Genomic DNA, 20,823 nt, shown 5'->3' with positions numbered 1-20,823 from the left:
CGACCACATGCCGGGGCGATAACAAATACCGAAACGAACGGCAATGCGTCTGCTCAGACAAGTCTCGGCGCTTCAATCAGCCGATGCCTCGACTCCATGTAGCTGGCCAGGTCGATCACCTCCCGAAGGAACACGACCACCTCCAGCTTCACCGCATCATCCGGCAGCCCTATCCGTTTCAGCATCGCTTTAGCGTCCTCTTCGATAGCCGCCAGCGCATCTACATCGCTCTGCAACCTCATTTCGGCCTCCTGCCAGTGTGAGATTGCAGATAAATACCCCACTTCTACGAATCACGCCAGCCGGCGAGGATCCCCTATGTCCGCACAACAAAAATTGCCTCAGTTCATCCATGGCCAGCCGAGCATGGGCCTGCCGTTCGAAAAGGAACTGGTGGTCGACCTGTTCGCCGGCGGCGGTGGCGCCAGCACTGGCATAGCCCGGGCATATCGGGAGCCGGACGTGGCGGTAAACCACAATCCAATCGCCCTGGCTGTGCACCGCGCCAACCACCCCACCACCGCGCATTACGTCGCCGACGTGTTCGAAGTTGATCCACGGGAAGCCACTGGCGGACAGCCGGTCGCGATCATCTGGGCATCGCCAGACTGCCGGCATCACAGCAAGGCCAAGGGCGGCGCGCCGCGCGACCGTGGCGTTCGAGGTTTGGCATGGGTAGTGATCCGTTGGCTATTCGTGACGAAGTCGCGTCTGCTCTTCCTCGAAAACGTCGAAGAGTTCTGTGACTGGGGCCCGATCGACGATGACGGACAGCCGATCAAGTCTGAGCGCGGCCGCACTTTCAAAGCGTTCATTGCCGCGATCAGCACCGGCCTGCCCGCTGATCATCCAGACATGCCGGAGATCATCGAGGCGATCGGAGAGTTTGTGCCGATGGCCGCGCTGGTCCGAGGACTGGGCTACAACGCCGAATGGCGGGAGCGCATCGCGGCGAACGCCGGCACCCTTACCATTCGCAAGCGCTTGTACCTGGTGGCGCGCAGCGACGGGAAGCCGATCGTCTGGCCCGCGCCGAAACGTCACAAGCGGCCCGCGGCTAAACAATTGCCGTGGCGCTCGGCGGCAGAGTGCATCGACTGGAGCAACCTCGGTCGCACGATCTTCCGCGACAAACCGATGGCTGAGAACACCATGCGCCGCGTGGCCAAGGGTTGCTGGCGGCACGTGCTGACCAGCGCGAAGCCTTTCATTGTCCCGATGCGCGGCACCTCATCGGCGCACACTAGCACGCACGGCACAGACGAAGCGCTTTCAACAATCAGTGCGGGCGGCACGCACCACGCGCTGGTTCAGCCGGTTGCGGCACCGTTCCTCACCGAATGCGCCAACGGTTCAGCACAGCGTAACTTCGACGTGCAGGAGCCGCTGCGCACGCAGGTCGCCCAGGTCAAAGGCGGCCACTTCGCTATGGCAGCAGCGCACATGACCGCGTTCGGGCAGAACGCCGCGGGCAGCTCACCTGATGACCCAACGCAGACAATTCTGGCCGGCGCCGCGCGTCACGGCATCGTCACAGCATTCTTCGAGCAGGCGAATGGCGGCTTCTACAAAGGCGACGGCCGATCGGCTTGCGACCCGATATCGACCATCTGCCAGTCCGGCGCCAACCAGCGGCTGGTGAGCGCTTACCTGGTGAAGTATTACGGCAACGAGAAAGACGGAATTTCGCTCAACGAGCCGATGCACACGCTGCCGACGAAAGATCGCGTCGCGGTTGTGGAGACGGTGCAGGTGCCCGACACGCTGACTCCCGAGCAGATGGAAGGCGCGCGCCGCTGCGCCGCGTTCATGCACCAGTACCTGCCGGAGCACTTCAAAGACCCGGCGGAAATGGTGATGGTCGGCGGCTATGTGCTGATCGATATCACGCTGCGCATGCTGCAACCGCCTGAGCTGAAGGCCGCCCAAGGCTTCGACAAGGACTACATCATCGATCGCGGGCTGTTCGTCGACCCGGTCACCGGTGCCGAGGAATGGCGAGACATCAAGAAGGTCGACCAGGTGCGGCTGATCGGTAACAGCGTCTGTCCCGACGAAGCCGAGGCACTGGTCGCCGCCAACGCCGCAGACATCATTGAGCTTTATCAGCGGCTGGCCGCATAACTTAGGCAAGCCACACCTGCCAGGGCATCGTATTGAGCCATTCGATCAAGTGGTAAATCTGCTTCATCGCTTGGTCGATGATGATTTGCAACAACAGGTCTTCAATGATGCGTTTCATGCGGGTCGTCTCTGGCTTCGTGATAGCCAGATTGTTCCGTCACGACTATCTCAGCGCATCGGGGGAAAGTTGTAGAAAGGCTCCGCACAACGAAACTTTCTCTCGCGCCAATCCTATTGACACCACCCTCCACCGCCCGGGCATGCCCCGGCATAGGACGCCCCATGCCCACAGAAAACATCCGCAAGGTAGTCACCGATTCTCTGGTCGGGATGATCTCGGCCGTAACGTCGATGATCCCGCCGGCGAACGAACCGTTGCCCGACTTCATTCAAGGCCCGATTGACCGTTGAGCGAATCAGCGCCGCGGTTGCACCGGGCGTTACGGCCGCGTGCTCTCGTATCAACCGCCTGTACCTGGCCGGCCCGATGACTGGCTTCGAAGACTTCAACTTCCCCGCCTTCAACAAGATGGCCGCCGATCTGCGCGCCCGGGGCTACGTCGTCGAGAACCCGGCAGAGCACGGCGTCGTCGACGGCGCGGACTGGGCCGACTACATGGCCTACGACCTGACCCGCCTCGGCCTCTGCGGTCAGGTTGCGGTGCTGCCCGGCTGGGAGAACTCGAAAGGCGCCCGGCTCGAAGTGCACATTGCCCGCGAGCTCGGCATGAAGGTTGTGAATGCCCATGATCTGGTATCGATGGAGATTGCGGGATAATCAATCTCGTTTCATAAGCCAGTAATCCATTCTCGCCTTAGGGTCGGTCATGGCTTCAACACAGCGATCAGAGTACTTATTCAAAATAATGGACACGTTAGCAATCTCATTATCCAAGTCTTTGATGATGGACTTTGCTGCCATCTCAATTCTGGCGTCGGTCAGTTTCTCGCTGGTGAGGATTTGGGAATACTCAATCGCTCTTATCGCTGCCTGGTTCATTTGCTCCGCTAGCTTTGGATCTTGGGACTCAAACAGCTTCGACGACACCGTGTAAAAAGCCGCGCACTCAGCATATTCATGAGCAAGATTGTTCACCGCTCGTTTCGGTTCATACGCCATCGCGAAGCTTGGCAGTATCACTATTAGAACGAGTACTCGGATCACAGCGATGCATCCTTTTCAAAGCCTGCGAGATTCGGATTTGTTGAGTCAGTAAAGCACACAGCAGTAACTCCCTCCCCCTTCAAAGTCAGCCGCTATAGCGGCAAGGACAAAGTCATGTCTGAAGAAATCGTTTTGATCCAGCCAGTAGCTGTGGTGCGCGACAAGGACGGCTGGTGGTATCACCCGGGCATTCCGGATTTTGGCGGCGGCGAAGACCCCGCTCCATATATCGCCTGGGCGAAGGTTCAAGGCCTTGAGCTGAAAGGCTGGCACTCGGGCGACGAGATCTACAATCTGCCGGACGAGGACGCTGCGTGCACCGCCTGGAATCCAGAAGCCCCAAGCCCTGATTGGTTCCTCATGGGCATCTTCGATACGGATGACGGCCCCTACGTCCAGTGGGCGCGCCGGGTGACACCATGATCGCCCTCGCCTGGTTCGCCTACGTGTACTGCTACAAGTGCCCGTGGCAATGACGTCAGGTTCTTTTTCTTGCAGCCAAGCCGGTGACTATCAGCACAAGCCCCGGAATCCAAAGACCCGGAGCAGTAATCGCGAAGCCGCAGATTGCCAGTGGCAGCCCGGTTAGGAGCAACGGGTTTCGAAATGCCTTTTTCATAGATGCCTCTCCAATACTCATTTCATTTAACCACAAAGCCTGCCGGTTACGGCGGGCGAGGACAGCGCGTGAATATTTACCGACACACATTCGCAGCCGTCTGCCCCGCCGACGGCGAGACGATCATCTACCGGTTTGAATTGCGATCAACCTCGATGATCCACGTCGAACAAATCAAAACCGCCACCGCGCTGATCAAGCATGGCTGGCACGAACAAATCGCTGACAGACTTTCCGAAACGCTCGGCGGAGGCCAAACCATCATCGCCACGCATCAGGGCGTAGAAATCGAAACGGTGAGGCTCAACGGATGATTCATTACCACGGCACGCCCGTGGGCGGTAAGCGCGAGGACGCCGCTAAATTCTTGGCCGGCCGGCATGCGCTGGTGCCGTACCCACGCAAGGACGATCTCGGAATTGTCGCCGACGTATGCAAATCGTTTGTTTTCGATAACGGCGCATTCACCGTGTGGAAGAAAGGCGGACAGGTAGACGTCGAAGGCTACACGCGCTGGGTCGAAGACTGGCACCGACACCCCGGATTCACTTGGGCGCTCATTCCGGACGTCATTGATGGTGACGAAGAGGCGAACGACGACCTTGTAAGGCAGTGGCCAGAGGAGTTGCGCGGCGTGCCTGTCTGGCACCTGCACGAATCGCTCGAGAGGTTGCAGCGGCTGGCGAGATGCTGGCGAACTATCGCCCTCGGCAGTTCTGGGCAATGGGCTGCGCCGGGCACAGGAGCATGGTGGAAGCGGATGGCCGCCGCGATGGATGCTATCTGTGACGACCAGGGTCGACCGTTGTGCCGACTACACGGGCTGCGGATGCTCGACCCCGCAATTTTCCAGCATTTGCCTTTCGCGTCGGCCGACTCTACGAACGCCGCAGTGAACGGCGGAAGCATCAGCCGCTTCGGGATGTACGCCCCACCCACCGCCGGCCAGCGCGCCAACGTCATCGCTGATCGAATCGAAGCACACAACAGTTCTCCGATCTGGCAGCGCGAAGCTCAAGTCGAACTCGCTTTATAACCCGTCCCCCAATTCAACAGCCTGCCGGTGTACGGCGGGCGAGGTATTCGCATGCCCGATCAGAAAGACAGCCTGCACGAAGAAATGGTCGCGACCCTCCGCGAGTCTCGGCAAGTACTCGCCGTGGCACTCAAGAAAGGCGCGCCCGACTGGTTCGACACCGATGAAAAAGTGGCGCTGCACGTCACTGTGCAACGGATCGACGCAGTCCTGGCCAAGGCCAGCGCATAACCCATCACCACCTTCTGCCGCCACGCGCGGCATGGAGCATCACTATGGAAACTGAAATTCTCTCCGACGAGGAGTTGGCCGAACTCACTGGCTACAAGGCCAGGGCCTACCAGCGCCGCTGGCTGATTGATCGCCAGTGGGTCTTCGTCGAAAGCCGCGGCAAACGTCCGCTGGTAGGTCGGATGTATGCCCGCATGAAGCTGGGCATGATCAGCCCTACGATTGCCGATCCTAACCCGCCGCCGGCCGCGCCGGCATGGACGCCAGACTATTCGCGAGTGAACTGATATGCGCCCCCGCAAGACCGAGCACCAGCACCTTCCCCCTCGAATGTACAAGCGATCCCGAAAGCGCAAAAACGGTAGCACCTGGGTCGCGTATTACTACCGCGACTTGCTCGGCAATGACATGCCTCTGGGCAAGGATCTCGACAAGGCTCGGCTGAAGTGGGCCGAGCTCGAAGCCAAGGAAAAGCCGCTCGACCTGCGCACCATGAAGGGAATCTTCGACCGGTACATTCGCGACGTGGTGCCAAAGAAAGCACCGCGCACGCAGAAGGACAACCTCGCGGAAATCAAGCAGCTACGGCCGATGTTCGACAGCGCTCCGATCGACTCGATCACGCCAGCAACGATCGCTGGCTACCGAGACGCACGATCCGCGAAGGTCCGCGCGAACCGTGAGATAGCTACCCTCTCCCACATTTTCAACATTGCCCGGGAATGGGGGCTGACGACGAAGGAAAACCCCTGCCAAGGTGTGCGCAAAAACAAAGAGACGCCGAGGGACTACTACGCGAATGACGTGGTTTGGGAGGCGGTTTACAAGAAGGCAGCTCAGGAGCTGAAAGAGGCGATGGACTTGGCCTATCTGACCGGGCAAAGGCCGGCTGATGTGCTGGTCATGCGGAAGGATGATGTTGAAGGCGGATATCTGACTGTTCAGCAGAACAAAACACACAAGAAGCTGCGCATTCAGATGACGACCGCCGGAGAGGCAAATAGCTTGGGCATTTTGATTGCGGCGATCACAAAGCGAAACGCAGGGCACGTTTCGAGTTACCTGATCATCAACCAGAGCGGTAAACGAATGACTGCGACGATGCTGAGGAAGCGGTGGGACGCGGCGCGAGAGAAGGCAAAACTGGAAGCTCTTGAGCAGGGAGACGAGTTGCTGGCTAAGCGGATCGGTGAATTCCAGTTCCGGGATATTCGGCCGAAAGCGGCGTCGGAAATCAGCGATGTGGGTGACGCCAGCTTGTTGCTCGGGCACACAAAGGGCGACATTACTGAGCGAGTTTATCGCCGTGTCGGGGCGATCGCCAAACCCTCAAAATAGGCAAAAAATGCGTTCCATAACTCGAAATACGCCCCTTGTAGAATGCGGTCTGTAGAGGTGCTGCAAAACAAAAGTATTGGAACGAAAAAACGTCTGAGGCCGCGTATTCAGCGGCTTCCCATAGCGGTCTTGAAAACCGTCGACTGTAACAGGTCCATGAGTTCGAATCCCATCGCCTCCGCCATATTCTGTACCGACAAGGCCCTGATTATTCAGGGCTTTGTCGTTTCTGGGATTCGGGAAATATGCTCCTCTCTCCATGGATCGTTTCCGCATCTTCTCGACCATTTCCGCAGCTCTTCCGAGACGGGAGCGAATGAAGGGACCGTTGAAGCCTTCGTCATCCAAAGATGAATGCAGGCCTTACGACACAGCGCTGGAGAAGCCTGAGCTCTCTGCGAGCTGCCGTTCGGCTCGAAGAAAATCGACAAACGCCCTGAGCGGCGAAGGCATGTGACGGCGCCCGTGGTAGTAAAGAAACGGACCGTCGAAGGCCTGCCACCAATCTTCGAGAATCGGCACCAGCCGACCATCGGACAGCGGCTCGCGCAGAAAGTCCTCGAAGGTATAGACGATGCCCAGTCCATTGATGGCCGAACGAATTTTCAAATCGTGCGACGACGTCAACAGTTGCCCCTGAGGCGGGATACGCACAATACGGCCGTCTCGATGGAACTCGAACACGCCCACTTTTCCACTCTCGAATCGATGGCCAAGCAGGTCATGGCCCGACAGTTCTTCGGGGTGAGTGGGCGTCCCACGTTCAGCCAGATAGCCCGGGGCGGCCGCCGCAACGAAGCGCTGGCGACGCGGGCCGATGGGCACGGCGATCATGTCCTTGGCGAGGCTCTCTTCATAGCGCACGCCGGCGTCATACCCGCCAGCGTTGACGTCGACGAAGGTGTTTTCCATGACGACTTCGACACTAACCCCTGGATAAAGACGCAGAAACCGCGCCAGCAGGTCGGGCAACAAAAAGCGGGCCACCGGCACCGGCACATTGAGCTTCAGCGTGCCGACCGGCCGCTGAGCGTCGTCGTCCAGATCGTTGAAGGCGGCGTCGATTTCTTGCAAGGCCGGGCGCAGGCGCTCGAGCAATCGCTCGCCGGCCGCCGTCGGCGTGACGCTGCGAGTGGTTCGATTGAGCAGGCGCAAGCCCAGGTCGCCTTCCAGCCGACGTATGCAGTCGCTTAGCGACGAGGCTGACAAACCCCGCTTCTGTGCGGCAGCACGAAAGCCCCCTGCCTCAACCACCGCAGCAAATATAGACACATCGGTAAGGTTTGGTTTACGCATGAATGCCTCCTCCACAGGCGCCTGACTGTACGCCACACCGTATGGGCTATCCACCAATGCCCGACTTATCCTCGCGCACTCGTACACCGATACTGCTCACTCGCCCCGCCAACCGGGAACCTGCAACGCGAATGAGAACTGCCTGATGAGCCATTCAACCGCTACGCCGAACAATACCGCGAGCCAACGTATCCTCAAGGTCGCCCGAACGGTGTTCGCCATTGCCGCGCTGGCCGGCACGCTGGCTGCGCAAGCCGCTCCCCGAAACGAGCCGAAGCCGGATTGGTCGACCCACGACATGCCCAGCCAGAAAGGCCGCATCGTGCTGGTGACCGGAGGGACCAGCGGCATGGGCTATGAAGACGCACTGGCCCTGACGCGAGCCGGTGCCGAGGTAATCATCGCCGCACGGAACGCGGAGCGCGGCCGCGAAGCTATCGCAAACATCAGGCAAGCCGTGCCCGAGGCGCGCGTGCAATTCGAAACACTGGATCTTGCCAATCTGCAATCCGTACGCGACCTCGCCAACCGTCTGCAGGGACGCCTGCCAAGGCTCGACGTGCTCATCAATAACGCCGCGATCATGTCGCCGCCGGTTCGAGGCGTTTCGGCCGACGGCTACGAGATGCAACTGGCGACCAATTACCTGGGGCATTTCGCCCTGACCGGCCTGCTGATGCCCTTGCTACGCAAAAGCGACGATGGTCGGGTGGTCAGCCTGTCGAGCATTGCCGCAGGGCGGGCAATCCTGAACTTCGATGACCTGCAGGCTGAGCGCAATTACGACCCTTTCGCCACCTACAGCCAATCGAAACTGGCGGTACTCAAGTGGAGTATTGATCTGCAGCAGCGCAGCGATGCCGCCGGCTGGGGGATACGCAGCATCGCCGCTCACCCCGGCGTTGCCGTGACCGAGCTGATCGCCCGTGGGCCTGGCCTGGACAGTAAATTCGGCAAACAATGGGCGGTAGAGCGGGATATGTATCATTCCGCAGCGCAGGGCGCGCTGCCCACGCTGTATGCAGCGACGGCGCTGGAGGCTGTTGGCGGTGCCTACTATGGGCCCACCGGAGATAACGAGAAGCGCGGGCCGCTGGGCTTCGCCAAGATGCCTGCGGCCGCAGCCGATCGCTCGGACTCCGACGCGCTGTGGCAACTCTCTGAGCGACTGACCGGCGTCACCTACCGCTGACCGCCCTGGCACGGACAAGCTCCGTGCCATCGCCTCGACACTCCTACAGGAGCGCAACATGAATATGTCACTTCTCGCCCACCGCACGAGCGCCATCATCAATGCCGAAGCTCACGAGCTGCGCCCTGCGCTGAATGGTTTTCTGCTTTTCGTTTGCCTGTTCGCCGGCTATTTCATGCTCCGTCCGATCCGCGAATCGATGGGCATCACTGCCGGCGTCGAGAACTTGCAATGGCTGTTTACCGCGACCTTCTTCGTCATGCTGGCGGCCGTTCCGCTGTTCGCCTGGCTCAGCGCACGCGTGCCGCGCCTGCATTTCGTGGACTGGGTGTACGGATTTTTCTGCGCCAACCTCCTGTTGTTCGCCGCCTTGTTCCTGGGCGAGGAAAGCCCGTGGCTGGCGCGAGTGTTTTACGTCTGGATATCGGTCTACAACCTGTTTGTCATATCGGTCGCCTGGAGCCTGATGGCCGACGTGTTCGACAGTGCCCAGGCCAAACGCCTGTTCGCTTTCATCGCGGCGGGCGCCAGCGTCGGTGGCCTGAGTGGCCCCGCGCTGAGCGCCTTGCTGATCGGTCCGCTGGGCGAGTCCGGCCTGATACTGTTGGCCGCTGTTCTGCTGGCCGCTGCGATGTGGTTCAAGCGCCAGTTGATGCGCTGGCGTGAACGGGGTGGCGCAGGACGCCCCGATGCCGCGCCGAGCGAAAGCCCTCGCAGGCCGTTGCCGGGCAATCCCTTCAGCGGTTTGACGGCGATTTTGAAATCACCTTATCTGTTCGGCATCTGCGGCTTTGTGGTGCTGCTGGCCACGGTCACCACTTTCCTCTACCTCGAGCAGGCTCGTGTCGTCGCCGAACACTTCCCGAATCGAGAGGCGCAGGTGCGCGTGTTCGGCATCATCGATTTTGTCGTGCAGGCGGGCGCCCTGCTCTGCCAGCTGTTCATCACCGGGCGCGTCGCCCAAAAGCTAGGCGTCGGCGTGCTGTTGGCCATGGTGCCGCTGGTCATGTGCGCGGGTTTTGTCGGGCTGATCTTCGCGCCCGGCTTTGGCCTGATCGCCGCGCTGATGATCGTGCGCCGGATCGGTGAGTACGCCTTCGTGCGCCCAGGCCGGGAGATGCTGTTTGCGCCGCTCGATGTCGAAAGCAAGTACAAGGCAAAGAACGTCATCGACACCGTGGTCTACCGCGCCGGCGACGCCATCAGTGCCTGGGCGAAAAGCGCGCTGGACATGCTCGGTCAAGGTGCAGGCATGGCAGCACTGGTAGGCGCATTGTGTGCACTGCTATGGGGACTGTTGGGATGGCGGCTCGGCGAGCGGGCGGACCGACGATCCAGTGTGTCGACAGCGCGGCAAACCCCCGCCTGATGTTCAAGGGTCATTGGGGAGCGGCCTTCTCCTCGCTTCACCCCCACATTCAGCACCCACCAATCCGCCAGCTCGCATTCAACATGCGGCCGCACCCGATCAGGCTCAAACAAGAAACTGTCACAGCCCCCCTAAAAAACTGGACTGCCATCAACGTTTAACGGCGTAATACGCGCGCTGTAAATCCGCGACTTCCCTTGTTGCCGTTGGCGCCTCGCCGCACTTGTGCCGTTCGCGTACAGGCCCCTTCCAACGGCCAATCGGGCATCGCCAGCCTGCGCAATCGTTGCGCTCATTTTGGAGAGCAGGGAATGGAACATGTCGATCATGTGTTGATCGTGGATGATGATCGCGAGATCAGGGAACTGGTTGGCAATTACCTCAACAAGAATGGTCTGCGCACCACCGTGGTTGCGGATGGCCGTCAGATGCGGGCGTTTCTGGAAACCAACAAGGTGGATCTGATCGTACTCGACATCATGATGCCGGGCGATGATGGGCTGCTGCTGTGCCGTGAACTTCGCGTCGGAAAGCACAAGGCAACGCCGGTGCTGATGCTGACCGCGCGCAGCGACGAGACCGATCGCATCATTGGTCTGGAAATGGGCGCCGACGACTATCTGGCCAAACCCTTCGCTGCGCGCGAACTGCTAGCACGTATCAATGCCGTTCTGCGTCGTACGCGCATGCTGCCGCCCAACTTTGTGGTCAGTGAAAGTGGCCGAAAGCTCAAATTCGGGCGCTGGCGCCTCGACACCACCGCTCGCCATCTGCTCGATGAAGACGACACGCTGGTCTCGCTGAGCGGCGCCGAGTACAGGCTGCTGCGGGTATTTCTCGATCATCCGCAGCGGGTACTGAGTCGTGACCAATTGCTCAACCTGACCCAGGGCCGTGACGCGGACATGTTCGACCGTTCGATCGATTTGTTGGTCAGCCGCGTGCGTCAGCGTTTGCTCGATGACGCGCGCGAACCTCTGTACTTGAAGACAGTGCGCAATGAGGGGTACGTCTTTACCTATGCGGTCGAAGTGCTCGAGGAGCAAGCATGAAACTCGCCTTGCAATGGCCTCGCACGTTGGCATCGCGGCTGTGGCTGGTGTTCCTCGTCGGCCTGATACTCGCCCAGTCCCTGATGTTCGCCGCCCAGTATTACGAACGCTACGAAAGCACCAAGACCGCCATGCTGGGCAATTTCGAACACGACACCGCGACCTCCATCGCCATCCTCGACCGTCTGCCTGCCGCTGAGCGTCCGGCGTGGACCAAGCGCCTGCAGCGTCGCAACTACGACTATCTGCTGCGCGAGCATGATGCCGGAAGTCCGCTGACCTCGAATGATCTGGCCGGGACTGCGGCGCAATCACTGCAAGTCGCCCTGGGCCGCGACTATGCGCTGACCTTTGTGGAAATCCCGGACTCACGCCCGCATTTTCAGGCGCAGCTGCGACTGTCCGACGGTAGTCCGGTCACCATCGACGTACGCCCTTCTGTCAGGCCGTTGTCACCCTGGCTGCCTTTCGCCCTGTTCGCTCAATCGGTGTTGATGATCGGCTGCACCTGGCTTGCCGTGCGGATCGCAATACGCCCGCTCAGCCGCCTGGCCGAGGCAGTTGAAAACCTTGATCCGAACGCACATCCGATGCACCTGGATGAAAGCGGCCCGCGCGAGGTGGCCTATGCCGCCCGTGCCTTCAACAGCATGCAGGCGCGAATCGCCGCTTACCTCAAAGAGCGCATGCAACTGCTGGCGGCGATTTCACATGACCTGCAAACGCCCATCACGCGCATGAAACTGCGCGCCGAGTTCATGGAGGATTCGGCAGAGAAAGACAAACTGAGCAACGACCTCAACGAAATCGAGCATCTGGTGCGCGAGGGTGTCGCCTATGCTCGCAGTGTCCATGGCGCAACCGAGGCCAGTTGCCGCGTCAATCTGGACGCCTTTCTCGACAGCCTGGTTTGTGACTATCAGGACACCGGTCGAGAGGTCAGCCTGAGCGGCAAGAACGGCGCGGTCATCGAAACCAGACCGCATGCCCTGCGCCGTATTCTGGTGAATCTGGTGGACAACGCGCTGAAGTACGCTGGCACCGCCGAAGTGCAAGTCAGCGCAACCGCAGGCACCGGCGTGTCGATCAGTGTACTTGACCGCGGCCAAGGCATTCCCGAAGAGGTTCTGGCAGACGTGGTCAAGCCGTTCTATCGGGTGGAAAACTCACGTAGCCGCAGCACAGGTGGCACCGGTCTGGGCCTGGCCATCGCTCAGCAACTGGCGATCGCACTTGGTGGTTCGCTGACGTTGCGCAACCGCGACGGTGGCGGTCTCTGCGTCACCCTCGACATCGGCGTCAATCCCTAGCCCGCGCGGGCTGCACGTCGACGGCGGCCGCCATCAGCCGGAGACAGTGGCTGGCATTTGTAAGCCACTGTATCCAGCGCCTCTACATACTCAAAACAACGCATAACGGCCGGTTATCCAACATAGCCGGTACACATGCCCCTGCAAGAATTCTCTCCATCGACTCGCCACCGGATCCCCGAACGGCGAGCCCTGACCATACATTTTTCAGCGGCAGTCATTCCGATTGCCAGAAAGACCATGTGTTCTCCAGCCGTCTCCAACCAATGAAAAAAGGAATGATCATGCGCAATCTCAAATCGCTTTTGGCTGTCACCATCACCGCTGCATTGGCACTGACCTCTGCGTATAGCACGGCTGCCGTGGAACCCGGCGCTGCCAAGCCGACAGTCGTTCTGGTACATGGTGCGTTCGCCGAATCGTCCAGCTGGAACGGGGTTGCCGCTCAGTTGCTGAAACAGGGCTATCCAGTCGTTGCCGCGGCCAACCCACTGCGTGGCGTCAAGCAGGACTCGGATTATGTCGCCGATATTGTCGAGCACACCGCCGGTCCGGTAATCCTCGTTGGCCATTCCTACGGTGGCTCGGTGATCACCAATGCGGTCCACGACAACCCGAAAGTCAAAGCGCTTGTCTATGTCGCGGCCTTTGCCCCGGACAAAGGCGAAACCGCCATCGAGCTCTCCGGTCGTTATCCGGGAGGTACCCTGGGCCCTACCCTCGCCGCTCCGGTGCTGCTGAAGGACGGCAATAAGGATCTCTATATTCAACAGGACAAATTCGGTCCGCAATTTGCCGCTGATGTACCCGCCGCCGAGTCGGCACTGATGGCCGCCACGCAACGGCCGATCAGCGAGGCGGCGTTGAAGGAAGCCTCTGGCGAACCGGCCTGGAAAAAACTGCCGTCATGGTTCATCTACGGTTCGGCGGACAAGAACATTCCGGAGGCCGCGCTGAAGTTCATGGCCGATCGCGCGGGTTCGAAAAAGACCGTTACCGTCCAGGGTGCATCCCATGTGGTGATGACGTCCAACCCGCAGAAAGTCACCGCGCTGATCATTGAAGCGGCCCAGGCCAGCGCCACCGGATCATCGCACTAAACGATACGGTCGCCCGTACGCCGGGCTTGCACACACGTTTATTGCTTCGACAAGAACCAGATCCGGCGCCGCGCGTCGGGTCTGTTCTGCTTAATGCCCAGCGGAACTTCCAGCGCTACTTTTCCCTCAACCGCAATGGCCTCCAGATGGAAATGGCGTTAGCATTTCATCCATCCGGCTTAAGAAGCCCGTTATTTCAGATCAGGGTCGCATTGTGGAAAAGCTAAAACGCCTTCAGAGCGGAATCGAAGGGCTCGACGCGCTGCTTCAGGGAGGCCTGGTCGCGGGAGCTTCATACATCATTCAAGGGCGTCCGGGCTCGGGCAAAACCATCCTCGCCAATCAGCTGGGGTTCCATCATGCCCGCAACGGCGGTCGCGTTCTGGTCGCCACGTTGCTGGCCGAGTCGCACGACCGGCTGTTCCAGTTTCTGTCGACGATGAGTTTTTTCGATTCTTCTCGAGTGGGTGCGGAAATACAATTTGTCAGCGCATTCGATACCCTGGAAAACGAAGGCCTCGACGAGGTGGTAAAACTGCTAAGACGCGAAATCAGTCGGCAGAAAGCCACGGTCATGGTCGTGGACGGTTTGCTTAATGCGCGCTCCAAAGCCGACTCACCTATCGACACGAAAAAATTCATTTCCGAATTGCAAGGCCACGCCGCGTTCGCCGGTTGCACCGTGCTGTTTCTCACCAGCTCGCGCCTTGACGACGGCAGCCCCGAACACACGATGGTCGACGGCGTCATCGAAATGGGCGAAGAACTGTTCGGTACCCGCTCGGTGCGACGCATCCACTTGCGCAAGACCCGCGGCAGCGGCGCGTTGACCGGTTTGCACGAGTGTGAAATCACCGATGACGGCCTGGTCGTCTATCCCCGCCTTGAAAGTCTGTACAAGCGCCCTTCCGCCCCGGACAGCGCCGACATGACGCGCATTCCCAGCGGCATCGCGTCACTGGATGAGATCCTCGGCGGCGGACTGTATAGCTCCAGTGTGTCGCTGGTCATGGGGCCTTCAGGGATTGGTAAAACCACACTTGGCCTGAAATTCCTGGCGCAGTCGACGCCAGAAGCGCCGGGCCTGCATTTCGGCTTTTATGAAAGCCCGCAACGCCTGCGCCTGAAAGGCCAATCGCTCGGCATCAACATTGAAGACATGGAACACAGCGGTGCGCTGAGCATTGCCTGGCAACCGACCACTGAGGGTTTGCTCGATGGCCTCGGCGCGCGACTGCTGAGCATCGTCGATGAAAAAGGCATCAAGCGCTTGTTCATCGATAGCCTGAGCGGCATGACCAGGGTTTCCACGACCCCGGAACGCATCACCGACTTCTACAGTGCGCTGATGAACGAGCTGCGGTCCAGAGGCGTTACGGTGTTCGCCTCGTGGGAGATGCGCGATTTGTTCGGCTCCGAGGTGAGCTCACCGAACTCTGACCTGTCCAGTATTGTCGACAATCTGATCCTCATGCGTTTCTTTGAGCATCACGCTGAACTTCGCAGGACGCTTTCCATTCTTAAGGTACGCGATAGCGCCTATAACCCTTCGCGGTTCGAGGTGGTTATCCGTGATCAAGATGTGTTCCTGGAAAAGGCTTTGAGAAATGAACCTTCAGCCTCAGCTAAGTCATTGCCTGGTTCAATATCGTAAGTCTTCGAGCGGGTTGAAATAACATGACCACCATCCTGGTAGTCGACGACGAGTATCTGATCGCTGACATCCTTGGCTTTGCCCTTGAGGACGAAGGCTTCATGACGGTGACCGCCAGCAATGGCAAGAAAGCGCTCGACGTGCTGGAGAGAGAACGACCAGCGCTGGTCATCACTGATTTCATGATGCCGGTCATGGACGGCCTCGAATTCGCCGAAGCCGTGCGGGCGCAGCCCTCGGTCAAACATTTGCCGATCATCCTGATGAGTGGCGCGCAGGCGCATATCGGCATGGAGCGATCTGACCTGTTCGATGTGGTAGTTGCCAAGCCTTTTGACATTGCCGAGATTGTGGCGCAGGTAAAGAAGCTGTTGGCGGCAGACTAGCCGAGCGCGGATGGCGAGCGGCTGATCAACCCGCCGCAAGCACCCCATCAAAAAATGACGTGATCATTAGACTCGAGCGGCGGTCGGCCAGGCAATAGAGGCAGGTTTCGGTAAAGAGCTGTTTCCCCCTCGATCCGGATCGTGCGGATTCGGGGATCAGCCATGACCTCCGCTTCAGAGACAACCCCAAGTCCGATCCCGCGCACGACGGCTTCACGCACTCTGGCTAACGCGCCGCCAACCAAGACTGAGTGCTGTGCCCGAGTGCTGACAGTTTCGGCACTACCTGCAACTCGACGGGCGTACTGAGGCAGGCCTGACAACGCGACCGCAACCAGCGCTGGCCGACATCGTTGTGCGCCGCGCCGCGCCAGGCCATGGAGAGATTTCGCGTCGGCAGCGCCAATGGGACGGCCTCGGCCCGGATACCTTGGGCCAACGCCATCGCGCGCGCTACATAGTCGGGAACAATGGCGAGCATTTCGCTCTGCGCCAGCAACCTCGGCAATGCGCTGAATTGCGGCACCGTCAACACCACCTTGCGCTGGCGCCCAGACAGACTCAACGCCTGATCGGTATCGTCAGCCGCGTTGCCAACCGATGACACGACGATATGCGGGCGTTGGCAGAACTCCTGCAGCGTCACTGCCTCAGCGCGGTTGTCGGCGCGCAATAGCATCGGCCGGACGGTACGCAGACTTTTGCGCCGCGCACTCGCCGGCAGATCGAGCGTATGGCTGATACCCAGGGAAATTTCACCATTGAACAGCCGTTGCGACATATGCTGCTGATCAACACGCAGCACGATCAAGGTGATGTTCGGTGCCTCCATGCGCAGTTGCCGAAGCAAACGGGGCAACAGCGCGTATTCGACATCATCGGACAGGCCCAAATGAAACGTCGCCTCGCTGGTACCCGGTTCAAACGACTGGCAACGGCTCACCGCTGCAGCGATGCCGTCCAGCGCCGGCGTCAGATCGGCGAAAATGTCCTGCGCCCGGGCCGTCGGCTCCATCACCCTGCCCACTCGAATGAACAACGGATCATCGAACAGCTGACGCAAACGCCCCAGAGCGGCGCTGATCGTCGGTTGGCCAAGAAACAGCTTCTCGCCAACGCGGGTAACACTGCGCTCATGCATCATCGTTTCAAACACCACCAACAGATTTATGTCGACGCGACGCAGATCATTTCTGTTCATGGACTTCACCACCCGGCACGCAGCCATTGAGTTTTACCGACAGCGGTCAGGTTACGACCTGGGCTGCCAAGCGTCTGTGCTACATCAGGTCAGGATGTTCATGCCTTGGGCGAGGGCTGTGATACTTGAGTATGAAACTGCGGATGCTGCTGCGGTGCACGGTTTGCGAGCCTGATCCCTGTCTCGCACCAGCTTGCGACTGGCAGTTTTTCCGGGTTTTTTGTCCTAGCCGGTGATGCCGTCGGGCATCTAGCATGCTGAACCGATTTATTCGCTCATGAACCGAAAGACTATCAACGCGTGCGCATGCCTGCGTCTGGAGCATCGACTGCCATCTCGCGCCCGTTACGCTGGCGCAAGACAGGGATAGAAGCGCATCTAATGCCTTTGGTCAGGCATCGATTCGCTTTGCAGGATCAGCGCTAAAATCGAGTTGGCGATTTTTGCTCTCGAGTCGGTGTCGCGCAGTCCCGGTCAGTCAAAACCCTGGGAACACAAGCAATGAACAATCATCCCGCCCACAACAGCAATCCTGGCGAGCCAGTGGTCTACATCGTCGACGACGATGCCGGGTTGCGCGAATCGCTCGGGAGCCTGTTGCGCTCGATCGGCCTGCGGGTCGAGCTGTTTGCCTCGGTCGCTGAATTCATGAATCACCCGCGTCCGGACACCGTCAGTTGCCTGGTGCTCGATGTGCGACTGCAGGGCAGCAGCGGCCTGGATTTCCAGAACGAGCTCGCGGCTGCCGGCATCAGCGTACCGATTGTGTTCATCACCGGACATGGCGATATCGCCATGACCGTACGCGCGATGAAGGCCGGTGCCGTGGACTTTCTGACCAAACCCTTTCGCGAACAGGATCTGATCGACGCCGTGTGCGCCGCGCATGTCCGCGACAAGCAGCGTCGCGAGTCCGGGCGGCACGCGCAGGAGCTACGTGCGCGCCACGCCACGTTGACGCCCCGCGAACAGACGGTCATGGCGCTGGCGGCTTCCGGTCTGATGAACAAGCAGATCGCGGGAGAGATAGGGCTAAGTGAAATTACCGTGAAGATCCATCGTGGTCAGGCCATGCGCAAGATGGGCGCCCGCTCCTTTGCCGATCTGGTACGCATGGCCGAGGCCATCGCCGCGCAGTCGGCCAATCGCTAATAGCGCCTGCCCGGGCGATGCGTCGATGCTGGACAGCGCGGCTAATACCTCGGTATAGCCGCGCCATACCTGGACATGCCTGCACTGACCCAATGTAGCGGTGCCCGACTCCCTGCCCTTGCCCTACCATCATTTCCCATAACAAAAACGGCCCGGGTGCGGCTCACGCTCGATTCTCGAATGGTTGATATAGCCGCCTCGCAAGAGCTACTCGACACGTTTATTTCTGCGTCACTCTGCCCGTCACTCAGTTTGTCGGCATCAGCCACAGGTTGCGCTGCCGTCCGACAGCAAAAACCGGAATAACAAATGTCTATCTACAAACGTCGCGCACAGCTTTTTTGTTCAGACGGCGTTGCCTGGCTGGCAGCCGTTGCCGTGGTAAGCACGATTTTCATTACCCATTCATACCTGGACTTTGATATAGCGCCGACGCTGTTCTATTTCACCCTGCTCTTCATGTCTGCCAACATCTGCCCCGTACCGCTGTTCATCGCTGTGGCCGCGGGATGCATCATCCATCTGACCGCCAGTTTCATCCTCGACGCAGGCTACCGCGACCACAGTTTGATCGGCGCTTTTGTCCGCTGCCTGATCGCCTTGATCACCACCAGCCTGCTTGCGCTGCACAGCAAACGGGCGAACGAGGCGCTGCGCCGCAACGCAGCGTTTTTCATCGGTGCGCAGAAACTCAGTCACACCGGCAGCGTCGGTTTCACCCTCGGCGCGGACGACAACGTCAGCGTGTCGTGGTCAGAGGAATCGTCACGCATCTTCGAATACCCACCCCTCGTTACGCCCACGCTGGGGATGGTCAAGGCCCGGACTCATCCCGATGACCTCCCGCTCATTGACGGTGTCCTGGAGCAGGCAGCTCGCCATCAGGATCTGATTGAAGTGGAGCATCGGCTGGTCATGCCCGACGGCCGGGTCAAGTTCGTGCAAATGATCGCCAGCCCATTATTCAAGCACGGTAACCGTTGCGAATACGTTGGCGCATTGATGGATGTCACGGCCGCCAGGCAAGCGGAAGAAGCGCTGTTTCACTCCCAGGCCACCCTTGCCCATGTGACGCGATTGAGTTCCATGGGCGAGTTGGCCGCCTCGATCGCTCACGAGATCAATCAACCGCTGGCCGCCGTGATCACCAGCGGCGAATCCTGCAAACGCTGGATCAACCGACCCAAGCCAAACCTTGAAGAAGCCCGGCGTTCGCTGGATCGGGTCATACAGAACTCTGCACGAGTGTCCGACGTGATCACCTGCATCCGGGCGCTCTCACGGCAGAGCGAAGTGCAGCGCAACACCGAGCGCTTCGACGATATCGTCAAGGACTCGCTGACGCTGATGCAGCATGACATCGCTCTGCACGAGGTCCGACCGCATGCGCAGCTTGGCGCCCCCGAAGCGTTGATCAAAGGCGATCGCGTGCAACTGCAGCAAGTGATCATCAACCTGATCATCAATGCATGCCAGGCCATGGCCAATGTCCACGACCGGCCCCGTACGCTGCGCATCAGCACCTCGCTGCAGCAAAACGAAGCGGTACTGGAAATCACCGATTCCGGCGCCGGCATCGCCGAGGACATTCTTCCTTCGTTGTTTGACCCCTTCTTCACCACCAAGGCGACGGGCCTGGGCATGGGCTTGTCAATCTGCCGTTCAATCATCGAATTCCACGGTGGGCACATCTGCGTGGACAGCACCGAAGGGGTCGGCACGCAGTTCCGCTTCACCGTACCGCTGCATGACGTCAGACATGAACCATGCGCGTTTTCAACCCCGTCAGCCGTACACAAGGGCCTGGAACAGTGACTACTCCGCACGACACACCACAGGCAACACCGGGTAAACCGCGCAGCGTCATTTTCGTCGTGTACCCGCAAATGGGCCTGCTCGACATGAGCGGCGCCCAGACGGTCTTCCGGGCCGCGACCCGCCATCTGACTGACCTCGGCCTGCCCGGCTACACGCTGCATACCGCGAGCCTGCGAGGGGGGCCGATCCGCACCGCCGAAGGCCTTACAGTGCAAACGATTCGCCTGGGAGGCCTGACACTGGAGCCGATGCACACTTTGATCGTCCCCGGCTCGCCGTATATTCGCCAGGCCTTGGTTGACTGCACGCCGTTGGTGGACTGGTTGCACGCGGCCCATACCAAGGTCGAACGGACCACCTCCGTCTGCAGCGGTGCGTTTTTTCTCGCCCGGGCCGGGTTGCTGGACGGCCTGCGGGTGGCGACTCACTGGGCCATGGCGGATCAGTTCGAGCGCCTGTTCCCACAGGTCGAACTGGATCGTGAAGCGATTTTCGTCGAGCAGGGCCCGGTCTGGACATCGGCAGGCGTCAGCGCGGGAATAGACCTGTCTCTGGCACTGGTCGAGGCGGACCACGGCCGCGAAGTAGCCATGCAGGTGGCCAGGCGCCTGGTGGTGTACTACCGGCGCCCGGACAATCAGGCGCAATGGAGCCCGTTGCTGCAGTCGCAATATTCAACGCAGTCACCGCACGCCCATACTCGGGTATGACGGTCATGCACCCCAGGTGCTAGCACACCGTCTCCACGTAGGAGTGTTATCGAGCGTGCCGGGACTTAAG

The 20,823-nt window shown here is 59.8% G+C and carries 23 protein-coding genes; 19 read left to right on the top strand and 4 right to left on the bottom strand.

All coding sequences use genetic code 11. The annotated features are described in order from the left end of the window. Positions 1 to 53: 53 nt before the first annotated feature. Positions 54 to 242, bottom strand: coding sequence for a hypothetical protein (locus BLU52_RS10385; RefSeq protein WP_090283098.1), 189 nt, complete (start codon positions 240 to 242; stop codon positions 54 to 56). 76 nt (positions 243 to 318) lie between these two features. Here BLU52_RS10385 and BLU52_RS10380 point away from each other — a divergent pair, with 76 nt between their 5' ends. The 3 genes from BLU52_RS10380 to BLU52_RS10375 all read left to right on the top strand — a co-directional run bounded on the left by BLU52_RS10380 (position 319) and on the right by BLU52_RS10375 (position 2,902). After that, positions 319 to 2,124: a DNA cytosine methyltransferase gene (locus tag BLU52_RS10380; RefSeq protein ID WP_090283097.1), complete on the top strand. Its 1,806-nt coding sequence runs from the start codon at positions 319 to 321 to the stop codon at positions 2,122 to 2,124. Positions 2,125 to 2,406: 282 nt separating this feature from the next. After that, positions 2,407 to 2,535 carry a hypothetical protein gene (locus tag BLU52_RS27110; protein ID WP_269458360.1) on the top strand — a complete coding sequence of 43 codons (129 nt, stop codon included), beginning with the start codon at positions 2,407 to 2,409 and terminating at the stop codon, positions 2,533 to 2,535. 76 nt (positions 2,536 to 2,611) lie between these two features. After that, entirely contained in the window at positions 2,612 to 2,902 is a 291-nt protein-coding gene (locus BLU52_RS10375; RefSeq protein WP_231988020.1) for a DUF4406 domain-containing protein, read from the top strand. Here the strand turns inward: BLU52_RS10375 and BLU52_RS10370 are convergent, their stop codons facing one another. Next, positions 2,903 to 3,244 (bottom strand): hypothetical protein, encoded by a 342-nt coding sequence (locus BLU52_RS10370; RefSeq protein WP_231988019.1) that lies wholly within the window; start codon positions 3,242 to 3,244, stop codon positions 2,903 to 2,905. Between the two features lie 159 nt (positions 3,245 to 3,403). Between BLU52_RS10370 and BLU52_RS10365 the strand changes: the two genes are divergently transcribed. The 6 genes from BLU52_RS10365 (at position 3,404) to BLU52_RS10340 (ending at position 6,513) form a co-directional block, all read left to right on the top strand. After that, positions 3,404 to 3,712 (top strand): hypothetical protein, encoded by a 309-nt coding sequence (locus tag BLU52_RS10365; protein ID WP_090283095.1) that lies wholly within the window; start codon positions 3,404 to 3,406, stop codon positions 3,710 to 3,712. A gap of 264 nt (positions 3,713 to 3,976) precedes the next feature. Beyond that, positions 3,977 to 4,222, top strand: a complete 246-nt coding sequence (locus BLU52_RS10360) for a hypothetical protein (protein ID WP_090283094.1) — start codon at positions 3,977 to 3,979, stop codon at positions 4,220 to 4,222. Beyond that, the gene (locus tag BLU52_RS10355) at positions 4,219 to 4,944 is read left to right on the top strand and encodes a hypothetical protein (protein ID WP_090283093.1); all 726 of its coding nucleotides are present in this window, start codon (positions 4,219 to 4,221) and stop codon (positions 4,942 to 4,944) included. The genes BLU52_RS10360 and BLU52_RS10355 overlap by 4 nt, the downstream gene beginning before the upstream one ends. A gap of 51 nt (positions 4,945 to 4,995) precedes the next feature. Continuing rightward, the gene (locus BLU52_RS10350) at positions 4,996 to 5,175 is read left to right on the top strand and encodes a hypothetical protein (RefSeq protein ID WP_090283092.1); all 180 of its coding nucleotides are present in this window, start codon (positions 4,996 to 4,998) and stop codon (positions 5,173 to 5,175) included. 44 nt (positions 5,176 to 5,219) lie between these two features. Beyond that, positions 5,220 to 5,462, top strand: coding sequence for a DUF4224 domain-containing protein (locus tag BLU52_RS10345; protein ID WP_008077047.1), 243 nt, complete (start codon positions 5,220 to 5,222; stop codon positions 5,460 to 5,462). A gap of 1 nt (position 5,463) precedes the next feature. Beyond that, positions 5,464 to 6,513: a tyrosine-type recombinase/integrase gene (locus BLU52_RS10340; RefSeq protein WP_090283091.1), complete on the top strand. Its 1,050-nt coding sequence runs from the start codon at positions 5,464 to 5,466 to the stop codon at positions 6,511 to 6,513. Between the two features lie 363 nt (positions 6,514 to 6,876). On the opposite strand, the gene BLU52_RS10330 is transcribed toward BLU52_RS10340, so the two are convergent. Next, entirely contained in the window at positions 6,877 to 7,809 is a 933-nt protein-coding gene (locus tag BLU52_RS10330; RefSeq protein ID WP_090283090.1) for a LysR family transcriptional regulator, read from the bottom strand. A 145-nt stretch (positions 7,810 to 7,954) separates the two neighbouring features. Here BLU52_RS10330 and BLU52_RS10325 point away from each other — a divergent pair, with 145 nt between their 5' ends. From BLU52_RS10325 to BLU52_RS10295, 7 genes are all read left to right on the top strand, one after another. Then, the gene (locus tag BLU52_RS10325) at positions 7,955 to 9,001 is read left to right on the top strand and encodes an SDR family oxidoreductase (protein WP_090283089.1); all 1,047 of its coding nucleotides are present in this window, start codon (positions 7,955 to 7,957) and stop codon (positions 8,999 to 9,001) included. A gap of 58 nt (positions 9,002 to 9,059) precedes the next feature. Further along, positions 9,060 to 10,370, top strand: coding sequence for an NTP/NDP exchange transporter (locus BLU52_RS10320; RefSeq protein WP_090283088.1), 1,311 nt, complete (start codon positions 9,060 to 9,062; stop codon positions 10,368 to 10,370). Positions 10,371 to 10,681: 311 nt separating this feature from the next. Next, positions 10,682 to 11,422 (top strand): response regulator, encoded by a 741-nt coding sequence (locus BLU52_RS10315; protein WP_090283087.1) that lies wholly within the window; start codon positions 10,682 to 10,684, stop codon positions 11,420 to 11,422. Beyond that, positions 11,419 to 12,732 carry an ATP-binding protein gene (locus tag BLU52_RS10310; RefSeq protein WP_090283086.1) on the top strand — a complete coding sequence of 438 codons (1,314 nt, stop codon included), beginning with the start codon at positions 11,419 to 11,421 and terminating at the stop codon, positions 12,730 to 12,732. Before BLU52_RS10315 ends, BLU52_RS10310 begins: the two co-directional genes overlap by 4 nt. Before the next feature lie 284 nt (positions 12,733 to 13,016). Then, positions 13,017 to 13,832 (top strand): alpha/beta fold hydrolase, encoded by an 816-nt coding sequence (locus BLU52_RS10305; protein WP_167359892.1) that lies wholly within the window; start codon positions 13,017 to 13,019, stop codon positions 13,830 to 13,832. A 214-nt stretch (positions 13,833 to 14,046) separates the two neighbouring features. Next, a complete protein-coding gene (locus tag BLU52_RS10300; RefSeq protein WP_090283084.1) occupies positions 14,047 to 15,486 on the top strand; it encodes an ATPase domain-containing protein in 1,440 nt (479 codons plus the stop codon). 23 nt (positions 15,487 to 15,509) lie between these two features. Next, a complete protein-coding gene (locus BLU52_RS10295) occupies positions 15,510 to 15,872 on the top strand; it encodes a response regulator (protein ID WP_090283083.1) in 363 nt (120 codons plus the stop codon). Between the two features lie 226 nt (positions 15,873 to 16,098). Here the strand turns inward: BLU52_RS10295 and BLU52_RS10285 are convergent, their stop codons facing one another. Then, the gene (locus BLU52_RS10285; protein WP_090283082.1) at positions 16,099 to 17,073 is read right to left on the bottom strand and encodes a LysR family transcriptional regulator; all 975 of its coding nucleotides are present in this window, start codon (positions 17,071 to 17,073) and stop codon (positions 16,099 to 16,101) included. Between the two features lie 501 nt (positions 17,074 to 17,574). Between BLU52_RS10285 and BLU52_RS10280 the strand changes: the two genes are divergently transcribed. The 3 genes from BLU52_RS10280 to BLU52_RS10270 all read left to right on the top strand — a co-directional run bounded on the left by BLU52_RS10280 (position 17,575) and on the right by BLU52_RS10270 (position 20,753). Further along, positions 17,575 to 18,225 carry a response regulator transcription factor gene (locus BLU52_RS10280; protein ID WP_090283081.1) on the top strand — a complete coding sequence of 217 codons (651 nt, stop codon included), beginning with the start codon at positions 17,575 to 17,577 and terminating at the stop codon, positions 18,223 to 18,225. Between the two features lie 309 nt (positions 18,226 to 18,534). Next, a complete protein-coding gene (locus BLU52_RS10275; protein ID WP_090283080.1) occupies positions 18,535 to 20,040 on the top strand; it encodes a sensor histidine kinase in 1,506 nt (501 codons plus the stop codon). Beyond that, on the top strand, positions 20,037 to 20,753 hold the full coding sequence (locus BLU52_RS10270; protein ID WP_331716670.1) for an AraC family transcriptional regulator: 717 nt from the start codon (positions 20,037 to 20,039) through the stop codon (positions 20,751 to 20,753). Before BLU52_RS10275 ends, BLU52_RS10270 begins: the two co-directional genes overlap by 4 nt. The last annotated feature ends 70 nt before the right edge of the window (positions 20,754 to 20,823 follow it).

It is taken from the genome of Pseudomonas granadensis (assembly GCF_900105485.1).
In the GTDB taxonomy this organism is placed as follows: domain Bacteria; phylum Pseudomonadota; class Gammaproteobacteria; order Pseudomonadales; family Pseudomonadaceae; genus Aquipseudomonas; species Aquipseudomonas granadensis.
Note: the sequence above shows the minus strand (reverse complement) of the source record. Positions and strands in the feature narration are given on the sequence as shown.